The 15,553-nt window shown below is 59.9% G+C and carries 14 protein-coding genes; all 14 read right to left on the minus strand.

The annotated features are described in order from the left end of the window. Window positions 1-45: 45 nt before the first annotated feature. Entirely contained in the window at window positions 46-915 is an 870-nt protein-coding gene (locus NOX35_RS15360) for a class III extradiol dioxygenase subunit beta (RefSeq protein WP_012838736.1), read from the minus strand. Between the two features lie 3 nt (window positions 916-918). Further along, entirely contained in the window at window positions 919-1,368 is a 450-nt protein-coding gene (ligA, locus tag NOX35_RS15365; protein WP_046460217.1) for a protocatechuate 4,5-dioxygenase subunit alpha, read from the minus strand. Window positions 1,369-1,450: 82 nt separating this feature from the next. Then, window positions 1,451-2,368 (minus strand): amidohydrolase family protein, encoded by a 918-nt coding sequence (locus tag NOX35_RS15370; protein ID WP_182283085.1) that lies wholly within the window; start codon window positions 2,366-2,368, stop codon window positions 1,451-1,453. 178 nt (window positions 2,369-2,546) lie between these two features. Continuing rightward, on the minus strand, window positions 2,547-3,230 hold the full coding sequence (gene ligK, locus NOX35_RS15375; protein ID WP_003075867.1) for a 4-carboxy-4-hydroxy-2-oxoadipate aldolase/oxaloacetate decarboxylase: 684 nt from the start codon (window positions 3,228-3,230) through the stop codon (window positions 2,547-2,549). A 132-nt stretch (window positions 3,231-3,362) separates the two neighbouring features. Next, on the minus strand, window positions 3,363-4,391 hold the full coding sequence (locus tag NOX35_RS15380; RefSeq protein ID WP_003067554.1) for an amidohydrolase family protein: 1,029 nt from the start codon (window positions 4,389-4,391) through the stop codon (window positions 3,363-3,365). A gap of 39 nt (window positions 4,392-4,430) precedes the next feature. Then, entirely contained in the window at window positions 4,431-5,828 is a 1,398-nt protein-coding gene (locus tag NOX35_RS15385) for an MFS transporter (protein WP_256493863.1), read from the minus strand. Between the two features lie 161 nt (window positions 5,829-5,989). After that, window positions 5,990-6,682 carry a substrate-binding domain-containing protein gene (locus tag NOX35_RS15390; RefSeq protein WP_256493865.1) on the minus strand — a complete coding sequence of 231 codons (693 nt, stop codon included), beginning with the start codon at window positions 6,680-6,682 and terminating at the stop codon, window positions 5,990-5,992. A gap of 388 nt (window positions 6,683-7,070) precedes the next feature. Next, complete coding sequence (locus NOX35_RS15395; RefSeq protein ID WP_256493866.1) at window positions 7,071-7,574, minus strand: hypothetical protein; 504 nt, start codon at window positions 7,572-7,574, stop codon at window positions 7,071-7,073. Between the two features lie 173 nt (window positions 7,575-7,747). Continuing rightward, window positions 7,748-8,095: a hypothetical protein gene (locus NOX35_RS15400; RefSeq protein WP_034379442.1), complete on the minus strand. Its 348-nt coding sequence runs from the start codon at window positions 8,093-8,095 to the stop codon at window positions 7,748-7,750. Beyond that, complete coding sequence (locus tag NOX35_RS15405; protein WP_256493867.1) at window positions 8,092-9,477, minus strand: cytochrome P450; 1,386 nt, start codon at window positions 9,475-9,477, stop codon at window positions 8,092-8,094. Before NOX35_RS15405 ends, NOX35_RS15400 begins: the two co-directional genes overlap by 4 nt. Continuing rightward, entirely contained in the window at window positions 9,474-10,784 is a 1,311-nt protein-coding gene (locus tag NOX35_RS15410) for a hypothetical protein (protein WP_256493868.1), read from the minus strand. Before NOX35_RS15410 ends, NOX35_RS15405 begins: the two co-directional genes overlap by 4 nt. Before the next feature lie 37 nt (window positions 10,785-10,821). After that, window positions 10,822-12,258 carry a capsule biosynthesis protein gene (locus tag NOX35_RS15415; protein ID WP_256493869.1) on the minus strand — a complete coding sequence of 479 codons (1,437 nt, stop codon included), beginning with the start codon at window positions 12,256-12,258 and terminating at the stop codon, window positions 10,822-10,824. Window positions 12,259-12,416: 158 nt separating this feature from the next. Next, a complete protein-coding gene (locus NOX35_RS15420) occupies window positions 12,417-14,510 on the minus strand; it encodes a capsular polysaccharide biosynthesis protein (protein WP_256493871.1) in 2,094 nt (697 codons plus the stop codon). Window positions 14,511-14,531: 21 nt separating this feature from the next. Continuing rightward, a complete protein-coding gene (locus tag NOX35_RS15425; protein ID WP_256493872.1) occupies window positions 14,532-15,530 on the minus strand; it encodes a glycosyltransferase in 999 nt (332 codons plus the stop codon). Window positions 15,531-15,553 lie beyond the last annotated feature (23 nt).

The following is a 15,553-nucleotide window of genomic DNA, read 5'->3' on the forward strand; positions in this document are numbered from 1 at the left end:
ACTGGGGGGCGGTGGATACGCGAAGCAGCGAACGTGGTGAAACGTTCACTGATTCTCGAGGATCAGATGGCCCACAGCGGTGTTCGATGCGGGCACATGGTAGAAGCGGTGCGCCACCTTGGGCAGCGGTGCGGGGCCGTCCACATCGGACATGGCGCCGCGCGCGATCAGCCACATCACCAGCTCGATGCCTTCCGAGCCGGCTTCGCGCACATAGTCGATATGCGGCATCTGGGCCAGTCCGTGCGGGTTCTCGATCAGCAGGTCCAGGAACTGGTTGTCCCATTCCTTGTTGATCAGGCCCGCGCGCGCCCCCTGCAGCTGGTGGCTCATGCCGCCCGTGCCCCAGATATGCACGTTGATGTCCTGGTCGTAGCTCTCCACGGCCTTGCGGATGGCGCGGCCCAGGTTGAAGCAGCGCTGGCCGGTGGGCACGGGGTACTGCACCACGTTCACGGCGAAGGGGATCACCGGGCAGGGCCAGGAGCCGGTCTTGGGGTCCTGCTCGCCACACATCAGCGACAGCGGCACCGTGAGGCCGTGGTCCACGTCCATCTTGTTGACGATGGTCAGGTCGAAGTCCTGCTGAATCACGGACTGGGCAATGTGGCTGGCCAGATCGGGATGGCCGACCACCTTGGGCACGGGACGCGGGCCCCAGCCTTCGTCGGCGGGCTGGAACTCGGCAGCCGTGCCGATGGCGAAAGTGGGAATGCAGTCCAGGCTGAAGGCCGTGGCATGGTCGTTGTAGACCAGGAAGATCACATCGGGCTTGTTGTCCTTCATCCACTGGCGGGAGAAGTCATAGCCCTTGAACAGGGGCGCCCAGTAGGCCTCCTGGGTCTTGCCCATGTCCATGGCAGCGCCGATGGCAGGCACATGCGAAGTAAAAACGGATGCGGTGATGCGTGCCATGTCTTAGTTGCCTTCCTTGTTCTGGTTGCCTGCGCTGCCCTGGGGTTGATGGTGTGCCTGAGCATCACCGTCCTCGCCCACGTAGCGATTGCCTTCGGCAGAGCGACCGCCGCCCATCATCATGGCGCGGTACTCTTCTTCGGTCATGCCGGTCATGGAGCCGGCCATCTGCTGGAAGCTCTTGCCGTCGGTGGCGCCGATCTTGGCCAGGAAGTAGATATTGCCGCCGGTGCGCATGCACCAGTTCAGATCGCGCGCCAGCACGGCCTGCTTCTGCTCCTCGGTCATCGCCCACTCGTCGAGATAGGCACGCTCGTCGGCGCGAAAGCGCTCGCGGTTCTCGGCCTTCATCAGGCTCATGCAGAACTGGTTGAGCCAGTAGCCCTTGCGGGACTGCTCGGCATCGAAAATGATGGTGCCGGGCACGTCCAGATACGGTTTTTCCAAAGCCATAAATTCTCCTCGTTTACGGATGGCGCAGCCCATGCGACAAGGCTGCGACCTGTTTCCGGGTGTATGTGTCGCCGGAACTCCGTCAGACCTCTTCGGGCCAGTACAGACGCATGGGGTTGTCCACCAGCAGCTTTTGCTGCAGCTGCGCGGTGGGCGCGATATGAGGAATGAAGTCCACCAGCAGGCCGTCGTCGGGCATGTGGTCCTTCAGGTTGGGGTGCGGCCAGTCGGTGCCCCAGAGCACGCGATCTGGGAACTCCTCGACCACGCGGCGCGCGAACGGCACCACATCCTGGTAGGCGTTCTGCTCACCATGAAGGGCCTTGGGGCCGGTGACGGACAGGCGCTCGGGGCAGGACACCTTGCTCCACACGTTCTGGTGCTCGCGCATGAACTTCAGGAACAGGGCGAACTCTTCGCTGTCCACGCCCTTGGTGACGTCGGGACGGCCCATGTGGTCGACCACCACGGTGGTGGGCAGCGCGGTGAAGAAGTCCCACAGCTCGGGCAGATCCACGGCTTCGAAATAGATCACCACATGCCAGCCCAGCTTGGCGATGCGGCCGGCGATCTCCATCAGCTCGTCCTTGGGCGTGAAGTCCACCAGGCGCTTGACGAAGTTGAAGCGCACGCCGCGCACGCCGGCGTCATGCAGCTCCTGCAGTTCGGCATCGCTGATGGAGCGCTTGACGGTGGCTACGCCACGGGCCTTGCCGCCCGAGGACTTGCAGGCATCGACCATGGCGCGGTTGTCCGCACCGTGGCAGGTGGCCTGCACCACCACATTGCGTGCAAAACCCAGGTGGTCGCGCAGCGCATACAGCTGGGCCTTGCTGGCATCGCAGGGGGTGTACTTGCGCTCGGGGGCGAAGGGGAACTCGTTGCCAGGGCCGAACACATGGCAGTGTGCATCCACAGCGCCGGCAGGCAGCTTGAACTGGGGCTTGCTGGGGTTGGCGTACCAATCCATCCAGCCGGGAGTCTTTTCAAATTCGCTCATTTGTCTTTTCCTCGATGGTCTGTGAGTGGGCCATAGCCGCCAATACTGGCGCCGCACAACTCAGAGATGCCAAGCAAGAGCCGCCTCGCAGCGAGGGCATCGTCCCCCTCCGCATTGCCAAGCAAAGCGAGAGAGGGGGAAGGCGCGGGGCCGCCTAGGCGAAGCGACTCAGGGGGTGTTAGTCAATATATTTCAGACCGGCCTTTTCCAGGGGCTCGCGCATCTTGTACATATCCAGGCCCAGGACGCCCGAAGCCAGCTTGGCGCGCTTTTCGCCTTCGAAGCTTTCACGCTTCTGGGCGGCGGCCAGCACTTCCACGGCACGCGCGGCGGGCACGCAGACCACGCCGTCGTCGTCGGCCACGATCACGTCACCGGGCGTGACCAGCATGCCGGCGCAGACGATGGGGATGTTGACCGAGCCCAGGGTGGCCTTGATCGTGCCCTTGGAAGAGATGGCCTTGCTCCAGACCGGGAAGTCCATCTCCTGCAGCGTCTTCACATCGCGCACGCCGGCATCGATGATCAGCGCGCGTGCGCCGCGCGCCTGAAAGCTCGTGGCCAGCAGGTCGCCGAAGTAGCCGTCGGAGCACTCGGCGGTAACGGCAGCAACCACGATATCGCCGGGCTGAATCTGCTCGGCCGCCACATGCATCATCCAGTTGTCGCCGGGCTGCAGCAGCACCGTGACGGCGGTGCCAGAGACCTGCTTGCCGGCGTAGATGGGGCGCATATAGGGCTTGAGCAGACCGACGCGGCCCATGGCCTCGTGCACGGTGGCGGAGCCCAGGGCGGCCAGGCCGTCAGCAGCAGCGCGGTCGGCGCGCTGGATATTGCGGTAGACAACTCCCAGTTCGTACATGGAAATACCTCTTTGCTAAGACGTTATTGAATCAAAAAAGTGAGCTGGCACCGCTGGTCATTCATCAGATCTGAATAGTTTTCTTGCTGAAAACATTTCATACCTTGCGATAGCAGCTCTTTTTTTGAGAAGTTACAGACCCTTGGCCTTCAGCGCCTTGTCCAGGCGCGTGAACACGCGGCGGGCATTGCCTTCGTAGACGGCGTGCTTTTCATCGGCGGTCAGGTTCTGCGTGGCTTCGATGTAGCGCTTGGTGTCGTCGTAGTAGTGACCGGTCTGCGGATCGATGCCGCGCACGGCGCCGATCATTTCGCTGGCGAACAGAATGTTCTTGGTGGGGATCACTTCCGTCAGCAGATTGATGCCGGGCTGGTGGTAGACGCAGGTGTCGAAGTAGATGTTGTTCAGCAGATGCTCTTCCAGCAACGGCTTCTTCATCTCCTGCGCCAGACCGCGGAAACGGCCCCAGTGGTAAGGCACGGCGCCGCCGCCATGGGGAATCAGGAACTTCAGGGTCGGGAAGTCCTTGAACAGATCCGAAGTCAGGCACTGCATGAAGGCCGTGGTGTCGGCATTCAGATAGTGGCTGCCCGTGGTGTGGAAGCAGCTGTTGCAGCTGGTGGAGACGTGGATCATCGCGGGGATGTCGTACTCCACCATCTTTTCGTAGATGGGGTACCAGCTCTTGTCGGACAGCGGGGGCGAAGTCCAGTGGCCGCCCGAGGGGTCGGGGTTCAGGTTGATGCCGACGTTGCCGTATTGCTCGACACACTTGACCAGCTCGGGAATGCAGGTTGCCGGGTCCACGCCGGGCGACTGGGGCAGCATGGCGGCGGGAATGAAGTGGTCGGGGAACAGCTCGCTGACGCGGAAGCACAGCTCGTTGCAGATGGCGGCCCAGGTGCTGGAGGTCTGGAAGTCACCGATGTGGTGCGCCATGAACGAGGCACGGGGGCTGAAGATGGTCAGATCGGAACCACGCTCCTTCATCAGGCGCAGCTGATTGGTTTCGATGGTCTCGCGGATTTCATCGTCGCTGATCTTCAGATCGGCCACCGACGGGGTCTTGCTCGGGTCCTTGAGGCCGGCGATCTGCAGATCGCGCCATGCGCCCAGGGCCGCAGGCGCCGTGGTGTAGTGACCGTGTACGTCAATGATCATCTTCAAGCTCCGTTAAAAATAATTCGTCAATCAAAAAGTTCAGTGCGCGCCGCCCAGGCCCAGCATGGAGGTGCGCGGTGCGCCGCCGGCATAGCGGTTCTTGACCAGCAGCGCCAGCGCAGCGATGACACCGGGAATGGCCACTACCATGAAGACCTGCGGCAGCTCCAGGTGACGGCGCGACAGCTCGGCCACCAGGAAAGAGCCGGCAATGCCGCCAAAGCGGCCGATGCCCAGCATCCAGGACACACCGCTGGCGCGGCATTCCGTGGGGTAGTACTCGGCAGCCAGCGCCTGCATGGACGACTGTGCCGCATTCATCAGCAAACCGGCAATGAAGACCGAAGCCACCAGCATGCCCACGCCTCCGCCGAGCACCTGGCCGATGAAAGCCACGCCCAGGCTGGTCAGGAAGTAGCCCGTCGCAATGATCAGATTGGCATTCCAGCGGTCCATCAGCAGACCGACAAAGATCGCGCCCACGCCGCCGAGCTGGAACAGCGCGGCAATCACGGCCGCCTGGCTGGCGGGCACGCCCGCCTCCTTGAACAGCACAGGCATCCAGTTGACCAGGCCATAGACGATCACCAGGCCCATGAAATACGTCACCCACAGGGCCAGCGTGCCGACCAGATATTTCTGCGAGAACACCAGACGCAGGCCCTGGGGACCCTGCTGTGCCTGGGCAGCCGCCTCGCCGCCGTCGTTCAGCACAAAACGCGCTGCATTGCGGGTGCCGGCAGCGATGCGCCCCATCACCTTGCGCACACGGTCGGCCGAGTAGTTCTTGAGCACCATGAAGCGCACCGACTCGGGCAGCATCACGATCATCAGCACGGCCAGGATCAGGGGCACCACACCGCCCACGATCAGCAGGCTGCGCCAGCCGAAATGCGGAATCATCCAGGCCGCGATAAAGCCGCCGAAGGCCGAGCCGATGGGGAAGCCGCAGAACATGCAGTTGGTGATGAAGGAACGCTTGCTGTCAGGGCAGTATTCGTTCATCAGCGTGATGGCGTTGGGCATGGCGGCGCCAAGACCCAGGCCGGTGATGAAGCGCCAGATGGTCAGAGCCTGCAGATCGTGCACCAGACCGGAGGCAATCGATGCACCACCCATCACCACCGCGGCGATGATCAGCACGGTCTTGCGGCCCACGCGGTCCGCCAGCGGACCCGCGCCCAGCGCGCCGAACGCCAGGCCGAACAGTGCTGCGCTCAGCACCGGGCCCAGATGGGACTTGTCGATGCCCCATTCGCCAAGCAGCGAAGGTGCGATGAAGCCGATGGCGGCGGTATCAAAACCGTCGAGCAGAACAATCAAAAAACAGAGGAAGAAAATCCCCCACTGAAAGCCCGAGAACGGGCTCTCGTTGAGCACGGTCTGCACGTTGACGACCATCGGGTCGGTGTTCTGTTTGCTAGTTTGCGAAGTCATATTTGGTATCTCAGTTGCCTCTCTTTGTCGCCTCTATCTCCTGTCTCGCGGCTGGCGCCAAAGCCTCAAAGGCATCTGGTACGTCCGTCACGAAAGGGCTATGACTGCCCTTTTGCTGGATGGGGTTTCAGTGCCAGGCCCCCGCCTGGACACGAATCAATTCAAACGGGCTCCATGCCCTGGCGGCGCTTGGCCGCTTCGGCTTCAGGCGAAGCCATGAAGGCCAACAGTCGCTGCACGACATCCGCATGGGCCGAACCCGCTACCAGACCGGCCGAAAACACCGTATCGATGGCAATCGCGGCAGGCAGGCCGCCCACGATGCGGATGCCTTCGACATGGATCAGCTCGCTCAGTTGCTGAAAGCCCAGGGCCACTTCGCCCGAAGCGATCATGGAGCCCACGGGAACGCCGGGCCTGGCCTGCACGATGCGGGGCTTGATCTCGTCGGCAATGCCCCAGCGCTCGAACAGCTTTTGCAGCGCCACGCCGCTGGGGCCGGTGGAATAGCCGACGCTGGGCGCTGCCAGCACGGCAGCGCGCACGGCCTCTTCAGAACTGATATCGGGCTGCGCTGCAGCAGCAGGCACTGCCACGGCAGTACTGGAGAGCACCAGGTTCACCTTGCTGCCCTCAACCACTCGGCCGGCGGCCTGCAGCTTGTCGATGGCGTTGGAGGCCAGAAAGACCACATCAAAGGCCTCTTCACCGGACTGCACACGCTGCGCGGCATCCACACCACCCACGGATTCGATCTGCACCGGCTCGCCGCCCTGGGCCTGCCAGGCTGCAACCAGATCCGCCAGGACCTGGCGGGTTGCCATGGAAGAAATGCCTTTGAGTGCTGCGCTCATGCCGAAAGACTCCTGAAGTGGATGCCATGGCTGCCCCGCAATCCCGAAAGCCGAGTCCCGGCCATCGAGGCCTTTCGAGCCACTCCCGTCACGCTGCGGGCAGACTGCACCGGCAGGACGGGCGCTCGACAGGGCTTGCATCAGGGCAACCATCTAGTCAAAACGAATGAGACTATTGTCGGTAGCCCTGCGCCCTCCCACTAGGCAAGCCCTCCGCTAGCAGCTATGCCACAAAGGCATAGCAAAGTGCTTGCTCATAACACGTACAAATACCTACAAACAAAGCATGAAGCCTATAAAGAGAAAAGGCTGATTGCTACATTTTAAATAGCAATCAGCCTTTGTTGCTGCGCATAAGCAACAGTGAATTTAGTGGTTAACCCCTAATTCAGTCGTCATGGCGTCCATGCCCACGCCCGTGACCATGACCACGCCCCCGGTCATCGCGATCATGCCTGTCCCAGTCACGTCGATCGCGGCGATCGTCTCTGTCCCAATGCCCATGATCCCGGCGGTCATCATGCCAGTCGCGTCGCTCGTGGTGGTGGCGCGGCGGAGGTCCTGCACGCCAATGGGGGGGCGGATTGCGCAGGAAATAGACCGGCTGGCCGCAGGCGTGGTAGCGGCCACAGTAGCGGCGCCAGTTGCGCGAATGGCCGGGCGGCACCCACATATAGATGGGCTGCACCTGCGGCACTACCGGGCCGCCCCACATCGGCTGGGCATACAGCAGCGGCGGCGGTGCATTACCGATATTGACCTGACCGTAAACCCCGGGCGCCAGCTGCCCTGAGATGGAGCCGCTGATATAGGCCTGCGCCTGGGCGGCACCCGCTGCGCAAACCAGCGCCAAGACTGCCAGGCTGCGGATGAGTGAAGTGCGATTGGACATATGTCTCCATGCTCGATATAGATCACCGTGGGCCGGCGAGATCGCGCTTCAACCCGGAAACGCTTCAGTCCTTAACGCGCCAGGGCCGATTCCCGCTGACCCGGATCAATCATGAAGCGTAATGAGGCGTAATGAGCTTATCGGCCTTAATGACTGAACGAGCTGGCAGCCCTTCAACGGATCGTCTGGCCCTGCAGACCTTTTTTCAGAATCAGGTCCACCACGGGCTGCTCGCGCTTGTTGGCACGCATGCAGTGATCCTTCTGGAAGCGATCGGTGATCCGGATGACCCAACGCGCCCAGCGCTTGTTCTCGCGTTCGCGCCAGGCATGCGATGACACGCTTTCCCAGGCATAGCCATTGAGCACTGCCGCATTGACAAAATGATCCAGCGCACGCACCCCGGCCCTGCCCCGCTCCGTCTTGCCGAACAGACCGACCCAGCAAAGAATCAGCCAGCCCACAACCGCCAGCGGGACGACTGCGCACATCAGCGCAAAACCTGCCAGGCGCTCCTTCATGCAGCCTCTCTCTTGCGCAACTTGATGCGTACTCCATTTTCGGAGCGAATTGTCAATCGCCCCACGGGCTGCGGCACATGGTCTGCCGCCGGCAGGATTTCATAGCGCTGCAGCAGGCAGGCCAGAATCAGGACCGCTTCCTGCAGCGCAAATGCAGCGCCCAGACAGACGCGCGGGCCCATGCTGAATGGCATGTAGGCGTGTTTGATGGCTTCCTTGTCCTCCTCACGGTCAAAGCGATCCGGGTCGAAGGCATCGGGGTTCTTCCACCATTTTCGGTGGCGCTGCAGCAGCCAGGGCGCCACCACCACCGTGCTGCGCTCCTTCAGCTGCTTGCCCCTGATAGGGCAGGACTGGACGTTCTCCCGGGCGAAGAAACCCACAGGGGGAAACAGACGCAAGGTCTCCCTAAAGATATTCCAGACCTGAGAGAAGCTTTTCATGTCCGCCTGCTGCGGCAGACGATCGCCAACCACTTCCACCACTTGCTCGTAGGCACGCTGCTGTATGTCGGGTGACTGGGACAGCAGATAACTGGCCCAGGTCAGTGCGCTGGCCGAAGTTTCATGCCCCGCCAGAAACAGCATGGCGACCTGATTGACCAGCTCTTCCTCGTTGAAAGGCTCGCCCGTATTCGGATCCTTGGCCTGCATGAAGGCGGCAAGAATATCCTCCTGCTCCTCGGCCTCGCCCCTCAGGTGCGCCTCATAGCGCGGCTTGATCATGGCGTGCAGCAGGCCGCGAATCTCCGTCGCGGCCTGGTTGCTCTGCCAGCGATACCAGGGCATGGTCAGCCAGCGAACGCCGAACAGAGCCGGCAGCATGAGCTTGGGGGCCAGTGCCTGGTAGCGGGCAAAGGCTTCGAAGATGCGATGCGCATCGGGCCCCTGCAAGGGCGTGGAAAAAATCGTGCGGAAAATGATGTCGGCCGTGACATGGGTCATCTCGATCTCGATGTCGTACGGCTGCGCCTCCTCCACGGTATCCAGGCGCTCCAGCATGGATTGCGCGGCTCCCAGCATGCGCGGGAAAGCGACGTTCACGCGCGCCTGGGCGAACGCGGGGTTCATCATGGTGCGCTGACGCTGCCACTGCTCGCCATTGGTCGTGAAGATGCTGTCTCCCAGCAAAGGCTCCAGCGATTCATGCAGCAGATGGCTCTTGGGGAAATGCTGCGCCTCGCCCTGCATGACTCTCTTGACCTCTTTGATGTCATTGAGCATGTAGAGATCCACGCCGGGCAGATGAACCTCACCCATCTGCATGCTGTAGCTGCGCTCGAACAGGGCGTCCATCCAGGAGCGCCGTGCATGCCAGAACATGCGCAGCTTCGACGTCTGCTCGGGGTGGGGCTTGGGATAAACGGGGCAGAAACGACTCATCGCACCAATTTCCTCTCTATGTAGTCATGCATCGGACCGGCGCTGGTGAGCAACTCGAAATAATCATAGGCACCGGCAACTTCGCCGGCCATCAGATACTGAAAATGCATGCGCATCTTGTTCCTGCGCAACCAACGGTAGGTTGTCGGCAAAAACAGCTTGTGAAAACGCGGGGAGCATATCGCTTGCGGATTGAATCCCCACTGCGGTCGGCGCTTGCTGGAATCAGCAACGGAGTTGACGGCCGAGGCCCCCTCCTTGCGCCCATCCTCGCGCAACGACAGCCCCACCACATCGCACATGCCGAAACACACGCTATCGCTGGGTGAAGAAATATCGGCCCAGTACACCGCTTCGTCCATGGCGACCTCACGCAAGGTTTGCCGCAACGCGCCAGCGCCGGGAAACAGCGCAAACAACGGAATGCAGTTGCCCAGGGTGACCAAGCTCAGCAGCGGCTTGCGAGAAGCGTGCGAGGATAGCGGATCTTCAGCCAGCTTACGGCGGAGCGCCTGAGTCAACTTCAGAGCCTGCACACTGCCGACACTGAAGCCGACCACGACCACCTCGCGCCAACGCTGCTGCTGCATGGCCTGAGCCACCTCGGCGGCCATCGCCTCGATACGAGCATCCAGCACGGGGAATTCTTTACCGGAACTGGCATGGGCAAAGTTCAAAATCCTCAAAAGCCAGCTGATATGCAGATAGCCATCCAGCACCAAGCCGCCCCAGCCGACGACAGCGACCGCCGCCAGCATCAGCGCGGCAGCAGCCACTGGCGGCAAGCCATCCCAAGCACTGACAAGCATAGAGCCCATGCCCAATCCGGCGAGCAGCACCAGCAGCACATAAAACAGCGGGTACATCAGCGCCCACAAAGTAAAGCGCGCCTGCTCTCGCACAGGTTTCAGCCACTGCCTCAAATTCCAGACAGCAATATAGGTTCCCAGGGCCTGGCGAAAGACTTCAGCTCGGCTCTGCGGCCAATGAAGACGAACCTGATCATGCCAGTCAAAGAAAACAAAATCGGCAGATGCAGTATTTTCGGAGCCCGCCTGAGAAACCCGCCATCGAGAATGCTGTGATTTTTCTTGGGCGGCCTCGCCCTCATTCCACTTCTCTCTGCTGCCAATCGCGTATTTTCTATCCTCGGAAACAGACGGCTGCTTTTGCGACTCGGCGCGCATCAACTGGTGATAATGCCTTGCCCCACGAGGATCAAATCCCCCCATGAAGATCACCAGGCGCTCGCAATCCCCTGTCTTCCCGGAAGACTCGAATGAGATATTCTTTTCTCTGCTGGTCATTGCACTCCGGGAAACGGCCCCCTCTCCATACCATGGCTTATTCGACAGAGGCCACCCCCTGCAGCATGGAAGGCATGGCATTTTCCTGATTTTCCTGCCTGGAAACAGGAACGGTTTCCACCGCATCTTCCGGCCAAAGCAAGGGATCCACCGAAGGACCGCCTCCCCACAGACGTTGCGCCATCTGACCATCCAGCGCGGCCCCGCAACGCCATGAGACAGCCGAGAGCCGACGATAGAAACTGCCATTGATCTGCGTGCACTCTATCAAGGCCCTTCGAAAGCGCGAAAGCATTTCCTGGTCAGGAATGGCCTGATGGGCCCGAAACCAGAAATCCCGCATCTTTCCCTGAAAGGTCAAGCCTTCCAGGTCATACAAGGCATTGCCGCAGACCTTGACGGGAGCACCATGACCCAAAGCCGAAAGACCGGTCGTGCTATTGACCAGCACAACCCCCTTGGCATTCTTGAGCAACGATGGCAGATGCTGGTCATGGATATATAAGACCTTGCCCTGCAAGCCATGGCGCCGCGCCAGCAGACGGATGATATTGGCGTAGTTCCGGTGGCCGCGGTCCATGGGGTGGTGCTTGAACACCACCACGTCATCCGCAATCGACTTTCCACCTTCGGGCACGCCGCTCATGCGCTCCAGCGCCTGTGCCCTGGAAAATGAATGCAAAACGTGATTGATGAAATCCGTCACGAAATCATAGTTCGAGTGGACCACGATCTGGGCGTCGTTATAGACCTGCAGCGGAGCCAGGAAGAATTTCTTGCGCAAATCGCCGAGCAACCGCTCTTCGATTTCCTTTTCCGTGCGGCGATACCAGAATTTACGCAGATAACTCAGCCACCACCAAGGCGCATCCCGCACGGTCATGCTTCTGTGATGCAGGGAGTTATTCCAGAACCACTGCCCCAGCCAGGCAGCAAAGAAATACAGCATGCCCCACATGGCCGAATGCCAGAATGAGTTGCCGACCTTCTTCCATGACTCCGTCACCGGCCCATTCGGATGAGAGCGCTGTGGCGCAGTCTCTTGATGCGCCCTCTGCTTAAGCCATATGGCCAGTCTCTTTTCAAAATGAGAATGCCCGTTGACGCCCATGGGCTCAAAGGTGATGTGGTCGGGCCGCAAATAGCCTTCCTCAAACACGCCGAAGGCGCAACCCAGACGCTCCGTCATGGAGCGCACGCACGCATGCACAGGCCGGCAATCGCCGAACAGCAGCACCGCGTCAATCCGGTGCCTGATGATGAAGGCCTCCAGAACCTCGGGCCACTGTGCCAGTTCCCCCCGGAACGAATGGGCCTTGCGGGGATAGAACAGCCAATCCCCTGCATTGAAGTTGAACTTGAAAACAGTCGCCCCCACCGAGCGCAAGTCCTTGGCCAGGTTCCAGAAAAAAGGCCCTACCGGGCCTTGTAGCAACAAAACACGTTTAGACGCAAATCCACTCTTGTTCTTCATGCGTTAGGAACTGCGGGCTGTCAGGCCGCTGGGTATCTTTATGGAGGCGTCATGAAACATGACCGCCCTATTTTAGGGGTTTCACCGAGTGAAACCTGTGCACATCACTGCACGTTGGCAACAAATCGATGAAAAATAATTGCAAAAAAAGGTAAGTATCACCAATCCGACAAAACCGACTGAAGCAATACCTTGGATTTACGCCATTGCCGCCTCAACCAGCCGGACTTCAGGCGATGTAAATCGCCCGATTGCTCCAGGGCAGTACGTTGTTCGAGCAAGCGTCTGAGCACCGCTTCGCAGCTTGTGTAGCCTCTGAGCACCGGATCCCAGTACAAGGGGTAATGCAGCAGTGCCCCGGCAACCAGCTCATCCAGAGACAGCGAGCGGCTGCGGCGCGGCACCGGCAGACAGTCCTGCGTGAGGCCCCAACCAGCGTAAAACGGCCGCCCGTGCACCACCACCTGCTTGTTGCGCAGCAAGGCATCAAAGCCGGTCAACGAAGTCATGGTCACCACCACATCACAAGCTTCGATACAGCTGACCACCGACGCACTCTGTTCAATGTGATCGGCATGCTGCAAAGCCTGGGCCGGCTCGACATGGCCCTTGCGATTGCCGCTGCTCACATCAGGGTGCGGCTTGAAGACGATGAATGCATGAGGAAATGCGGCGCGCGCCGCCCGGATCAGGCCCAGATTCGTGCAAACGCCATCAGCATCGCAGCCAAAGCGAATGGAGGCATCGTCCTCCACCTGACCCGGCACCAGCACCACCTGCCGACCGGCCTGCGGACGTTCCTCGCCAAACCAGTCCACCGGGCAATTGGGCTCCAGATTGTACTTGGTGATGCCATGCTCGACGATAAAGGCCCGCACATTGCGCGCACGCTGCAGGTCCTGGGCCGTGAACTCCCGGGTATTGAGCAAATCCTCCAGCTCCGAAGGCTGACCCGGGTCGAAATAAATGCCCTTGGCATCCAGCACAAAGGACTGCGGCGGAATCAGGTCGGAGCCCAGGCCTACGGAGCGGACAAAGCCATCCTCCATGCGAAGCAGGCGCACGCCCGATTCATCAGCCAACTGCTGCACACCCGCTGGCGGCACCCTGCCCCAGCAGACCAGGCAATCATCACCAGCAGGCCGCAAAGCCCTGGCCGCAGCAGCATTCTTGACAAACAACACCTTGCCGGGATGCAGCGACAACATGGCCTTCACGTTCGCGGCCTTCCAGCGCCGAAAGCCCACCACAATCATGCGCCCGCCAAAGCGCTGGGCCACCTGGCGCTGACGCTCCAGCCAGTCCAACACATCCAGTACATTGCCGCGCTGCCGAGTCTCTGGATTCAGATAGCGGCTGTAATGCATATAGCCGGCTGCAAACAACTCGTCCACCGAGCGCCTGCGGCCGGCCCGGCGAACCATGGCCGGATGCTGCGGCTGGCGATCATCCGTCACACCCCAGCCCGCATACCAGGGCACGCCAAAGCAGACCACCGGCTTGTGGGCCAACAAGGCCTCGAAGCCCATGGTCGAGCTGACCACATAGACCTTGTCCATCTGCGCAATCAGGCTCATCGGGTTGACCGCATCACGCAACACCACCGTGCGGGCATCGGGCTGCACGCCCGTCAGATAGCCCCCCTTGCGACCCGAAGTCACCTCGGGGTGGGTCTTGACATAGACCGTGGCCTGCGGGTTCTCTGCCAGCGCAGCAGCCAGCATGGCGTCGAAGGTCGCGGCATCCGCCCCTCCCTTGGCCACACTCATATCACCCGCCGTCTGGTCCACCACCAGCACTCGCGGAACATCGTCGCTGCGCAGCATGCCGTCAGTCAGATCAACAGCATGGTTGTACTTGCTCAGCCCTACGGATAGCAGCTTCTTACGAGCCTGCTGCATCCGCACAGCATCCGGTGCCAACACATCAGCATCGCTGCTTAGCAAACGCTCCAACGCACTGGGCCGCGTGCAGTCGTAGTAAATGCCTTCGTCATCGACCACCAACGACAGCGGCGGGAAATGCTCGCCGGTACCGAACGAGCGTAGAAAGCCATCTTCCAATCGCAGCGCTGGAACTCTCAACAACTGACCCAGACGCTGCGCCATCCGACCACTGCGTTTGTCGCCCCAACCCACAACATTGGCAGGGCCCAGCAATCCGTGCGGCAAATATCGCACCGGCAAATCCAGAAGCCGCTCCTGAAGACGCAGCCGATGCATCCACCAGCAGGCACAAATCCATGCTTTCATGCAATCTTTCTTGGCAGCCGCCTAGAGTCCGATGGTTTCCACGACCTCCTGCAGCCGCTTGGCCCAGGTGTGCTCCCGCAAAACATAGTCCGCACCGGCACGCGCACGCTCACGTTCATGTTTGCCTCCACCGCGAAAGATGCGCTCAAGCACGTCATCGCACTCTTCGCGAGAGTGCACCACCTCGCAATATTCGGAAAAGTAACGATCCACAGACAAGGCAGGATTGGTCACCACAATACTGCCGCAGGCCAATGCCTCCACCAGTCGGCGTGAATACATGCTAGGCGAATCTGTCACTGTATTTACATTGAATTGGACCAGATACTTTCTATAAATATCTGCGGTCTTTTCATTGGAAACACTATCCTTCACCTCGATCCATGGCCAATCAGGATAACGGTAATTTTTTGATTTTCTATCTGAATTACGGTCATATACCGTCAAACCATAAGGTTGAGCGGCTGAAAACATCATGTCTTGCCAGTTTCGGCGTTGATCATGAACATGGTGACTGTAACTCCCTACAAAGCATGCACCAGTATGCACTTCACTCTCACCATTCTGGAGATAGTGATTCTTGGGTTGCACCGGGAACGTCAGAGCACTGATTCTCGCATTGGCACCCAGAATCTCCCGGTAACGTGATATGCAATTTTCATCAACCGTAAACACAGTGTCGAACAAGGTCGCACTCGCAATGAAACGATCGAAATGCACGCCATCTTCCTTGTTCCAGAAAACACAAGGAATTCCCATATCACGGGCACAGGCAATCACCTTATCCAAATCCTTATTGGATCGCTTTGGATAGTCGGGATATGCCGCAATCTTGTACTTCCAGGCATTACGGTGCCCATGCCAGGCAGATTCCACAAAAACAAAATCTGGCTTCCAAAATTTCAATATCCACCAATAATTGATTGAAGTAATTCTTAAAATACCAGCTTCTGCCCTCAGTGCTGAGTATGTCAATTCGTCAGATATTAATGCTATCTTGAGATTATTGAACTTTGACATTTTTATAAAAATAAATACTCAAT

Origin of the sequence: Comamonas sp. C11, assembly GCF_024496285.1 — a bacterium.
GTDB classification, from domain to species: Bacteria; Pseudomonadota; Gammaproteobacteria; order Burkholderiales; family Burkholderiaceae_C; genus Comamonas; species Comamonas testosteroni_F.

Excerpts from the sequence above, each read along its gene's own strand:
- NOX35_RS15410 (WP_256493868.1), bottom strand. The coding sequence starts at position 10,784 with ATGACCAGCAGAGAAAAGAATATCTCATTCGAGTCTTCCGGGAAGACA.
- NOX35_RS15385 (WP_256493863.1), bottom strand. The coding sequence starts at position 5,828 with ATGACTTCGCAAACTAGCAAACAGAACACCGACCCGATGGTCGTCAAC.
- NOX35_RS15380 (WP_003067554.1), bottom strand. The coding sequence starts at position 4,391 with ATGATCATTGACGTACACGGTCACTACACCACGGCGCCTGCGGCCCTG.
- NOX35_RS15415 (WP_256493869.1), bottom strand. The coding sequence starts at position 12,258 with ATGAAGAACAAGAGTGGATTTGCGTCTAAACGTGTTTTGTTGCTACAA.
- NOX35_RS15405 (WP_256493867.1), bottom strand. The coding sequence starts at position 9,477 with ATGAGTCGTTTCTGCCCCGTTTATCCCAAGCCCCACCCCGAGCAGACG.
- NOX35_RS15420 (WP_256493871.1), bottom strand. The coding sequence starts at position 14,510 with ATGAAAGCATGGATTTGTGCCTGCTGGTGGATGCATCGGCTGCGTCTT.
- NOX35_RS15425 (WP_256493872.1), bottom strand. The coding sequence starts at position 15,530 with ATGTCAAAGTTCAATAATCTCAAGATAGCATTAATATCTGACGAATTG.
- NOX35_RS15400 (WP_034379442.1), bottom strand. The coding sequence starts at position 8,095 with ATGAAGGAGCGCCTGGCAGGTTTTGCGCTGATGTGCGCAGTCGTCCCG.
- ligA (WP_046460217.1), bottom strand. The coding sequence starts at position 1,368 with ATGGCTTTGGAAAAACCGTATCTGGACGTGCCCGGCACCATCATTTTC.
- NOX35_RS15370 (WP_182283085.1), bottom strand. The coding sequence starts at position 2,368 with ATGAGCGAATTTGAAAAGACTCCCGGCTGGATGGATTGGTACGCCAAC.
- ligK (WP_003075867.1), bottom strand. The coding sequence starts at position 3,230 with ATGTACGAACTGGGAGTTGTCTACCGCAATATCCAGCGCGCCGACCGC.
- NOX35_RS15395 (WP_256493866.1), bottom strand. The coding sequence starts at position 7,574 with ATGTCCAATCGCACTTCACTCATCCGCAGCCTGGCAGTCTTGGCGCTG.
- NOX35_RS15390 (WP_256493865.1), bottom strand. The coding sequence starts at position 6,682 with ATGAGCGCAGCACTCAAAGGCATTTCTTCCATGGCAACCCGCCAGGTC.
- NOX35_RS15360 (WP_012838736.1), bottom strand. The coding sequence starts at position 915 with ATGGCACGCATCACCGCATCCGTTTTTACTTCGCATGTGCCTGCCATC.